At 70.8% G+C, this 3,078-nt stretch carries 2 protein-coding genes; both read right to left on the bottom strand.

The window, feature by feature from the left end:
* A partial coding sequence (locus tag IE231_RS18015) for a tetratricopeptide repeat protein (RefSeq protein WP_189695375.1) occupies positions 1–2,036 on the bottom strand: 2,036 nt, incomplete at its 3' end.
* A gap of 159 nt (positions 2,037–2,195) precedes the next feature.
* Positions 2,196–2,978 carry a hypothetical protein gene (locus IE231_RS18010; RefSeq protein WP_189695374.1) on the bottom strand — a complete coding sequence of 261 codons (783 nt, stop codon included), beginning with the start codon at positions 2,976–2,978 and terminating at the stop codon, positions 2,196–2,198.
* Between the last annotated feature and the right edge of the window lie 100 nt (positions 2,979–3,078).

Below are 3,078 nucleotides of genomic sequence, written 5' to 3'. Positions count from 1 at the left end.
TCCGCGATCCACTCCAGGCACAGCGCGGCGGCTCCCGGGTTGTCATCCTCGGTGTAGAGGGCGTGCGCGTGCCGGAAGGAGGCCTCGGCCTCACCATACCGGCCGAGCTTGTACAGGCTGATCCCGGATCCGGTGTAGGAGTCTGCGACGTTCTTCGGCCCGGCTTCGCTGCCACGGGCGATGACCTCTTGATATGAGGCGAGCGCATCCTCATGGCGGCCGTGGGCCCGGGCAGTGTCCGCGGCCCTGTTTAGGCTCTCGGCGGATTCTTCGTCCTCCCCGATCTGCTCGTAGGTGGACCCGGCGCACCGATAAGTCTCCTCTGCTTCGCGGTGCCGGTTGAGCTGGACCAGTGCTTCAGCAAGGGCGGACAGCACAGCTGCAGTCCTGGCAGGGTTGCCCTGGGCCGATGTCGATACGAGGACTGCGCGGAGGTGCTGTTCGGCCTCGCCGGGGGCCGCGTGCACCAATGCAAGACCTGCCTTGAAGTGGAGCCCATCGGCTGTGCCGGGCTCTCCTGCCTCCTTCGCCTCGACGGCGGCCCGGGCGAAGGCCTGCCCTGCCTCATGGAACATGTTCAGCGCCAGGAGGCACATGCCGAGCCTGTCTTGTGCCTCGAGGGCCAGGGACCCTGTTGGGCACAGCCGGCGAGCCCGTTCATAGCAGTCGAGTGCTTCGGGGAAGCGCTCCTGTGCCTGGAGGGCCTGGCCGAGTCTGAGGTGGGCGTCGGCCTCGGCGACGGTGGCTGCCGTCGCCCGCGCCGCGTCGATCGCGGCACGGGCGGGGGCCTCGGCTTCAGCGGGCCGTCCCGCGCTGATCAGCGAATGCGCTGCCCCGAGGGCCACGTCCTGGACAAGGGCGGGGTCCGGGGCCTGGCCGCTGCCGGCAAGGGCCTCCCAGGCGGCGAGCCTGGCATCGAGCGCTTCGCGGAGGAGGTCGAGGTCCCTGAGCGCGGCCGCCGCCTGCCACCAGGAGAGGGCGGCCCTGACAGCGTCCGTGAGCTCCGTATACCTGAGGGCGGCCTCGCGGTAGTGCGCGGCGGCCAGGGCCGTCGATCCGGTCTCCGAGTGGGCGCGGGCCAGGGTGAAATTGACAGCAGCATGCCGGGCCGTGTCGGCCTGGTCCAAGTATTCAAGTGCCTCTGCCAAGGATCCGATCAACATGGCGGTGTCGCCGGTGCTCTGGTGGCATGCGGCCAGGCCCATCAGTGCGGTGGCCATGCGGTCGCCGGCCCGCTCGGGGCCCTGCCGGAGGAGCCCGAGGGCAGCCTCGTATTCGGGGACTGCTTCGCCTGGCCTGTCCTGCTGCCGGAGAGAGTCCGCCAGCAGCAGGTGCGCCTCGGCCGGGTCGGTCGCCGGCCCGCTGGCCTGGGAGGAAACATGGACGGCGAGCCTGTACTCCTGCTCGGCATTGGCATGGTCCCCCTGAATGCTCAGGCATCGTCCCCAGTTCATGACATTGCGGAACAGGAAGCCGGCATCGACGGGGGTCCCGGTCTCGCCGAAGACCAGGACCGCACGGGCGAACTCCTGCTGGGCCTGGCTGGCAGATCCCGCCGCGAGGAGGGCCTCGCCCAGCCTGCTGTGCACAGCCGCGGAGCCCTCGACATCGCCGATGGCCTCCAGCAGGGCGGCTGCGGATGAGAGGGCATTGAGGGCAGGAAGGACGTGGCCGGAGGAGGCGAGGGCCTCGGAGATGCCCGTCAGCATCCGGGACTGCGCTTTCAGCGATCCGGATCCGTCGGTTGCCTCGGCGGCTTCCCTCAGGCACGCCCAGCCATCCCCTGCCTCCTCCTCAGGGGACCCGGCCGGGTCCTCCTGCACTGCTGGGCGGGCGTCAGGGCAGCGCAGGCGGAGGAAGGCGAACAGGACTGCTTCGGCCGCAGCGACGGGCCCAGCCGTGCCGGCCGGATGGAGCTGGTCGATGCCCGCCAGGACGGTGTCCGCGTCCGCCTGGCCGAGGGTGGCATCGTGCAGGAGACGGCACAGCGCGATCACACGACCGTCTGCCGGGTCGATGCCAACTGATTCCCCCATTGAGTTCCTCCCCGCGTGGGATGCCATCGCTCTGCCCGGCAGCGTCCGATGATCCGATCATCGATCCCGGGCCGCCTCCCACGCAACAGGGGCCCGACTGGTCCCGGCTGTATGACCGAGACGACCATCCACGCTGCGCAGGCCGAGGACGGCGCCGGCTCAGCGGCGAGTCAGCAGGGACGCGCCCATCCGCACCAGGACGTAGACCGGGGCGAAGGCCAGGAGGATGGTGGCCTGGGAGCCGTTGAGGATGCTGCTGCAGGCCGGGACGATGAAGGCGGCGACGGCGATCCCGGTCAGGGCGATCGCGAGGGAGGCGAGCCCGATGACCGGGCCGGGCCAGCGCCCCGCGGCGTATCCCAGGACTGCGGCAGCGGCGATCCCCGCACCCGCGGCCAATGCCGGGTCCGTGGTGGAGAGGACCGGGACTCCCAGAGGCGAGGCAAGGAAGCCCAGGACCGTGATCGCGGAGAAGTAGCCCTGGGGGGCGGTGGGGGTGTGCCCGGTGAGCCACCCCCCTGCAGCGGCCAGGGCCGCGATCGCGGCCAGGAGCACGGTGAACCATGCGTCCAGGGCGGTGGTGCGGGCACACCCGGGCACAGGCTGGAAGACGGCGATCATGCCGGCCACGGCCCCGGCGACGGCCGCGGCCCCGTAGACCCCCTTGCGGAGCCATCCGAGCCCGGCCGAGGCCAGGATCCCGGCCAGCAGGCCGATGAGTGCCCCCGCCTGCCACGGGTCCGCGCCCGTAGGGGACAGTGCCGTCGCGGCGCCGGTGGCCGCAACGAGCGCCGCGGGAAAGCCCGGAGCCCCTGAAGGGCTGCGGAGCCCCGCCAGGACACTGCCGGTCCTGCGCCCGGGACGAACGAGCCTGCCGGTGACCAGCAGCAGGATGACGGTGACCGCAGCCACGACGGCCACCAGCTTCAGGGCAGCATCCATCAGGTCCATCCTTCTCTTCGGCTCCACAGCGGGGGGACTGTACTTTCAACGGTGTAACTCTGATACAGGAGGTACCCGATGAGCGTTGATGTTGAACCGG

The sequence above is a fragment of the Sinomonas cellulolyticus genome (assembly GCF_014656475.1).
GTDB lineage: Bacteria > Actinomycetota > Actinomycetes > Actinomycetales > Micrococcaceae > Sinomonas > Sinomonas cellulolyticus.
Note: the sequence above shows the minus strand (reverse complement) of the source record. Positions and strands in the feature narration are given on the sequence as shown.

What these genes read in the sequence shown, in the direction of transcription:
- IE231_RS18010 (WP_189695374.1), bottom strand. Translation starts at nt 2,978, where the DNA reads ATGGATGCTGCCCTGAAGCTGGTGGCCGTCGTGGCTGCGGTCACCGTC.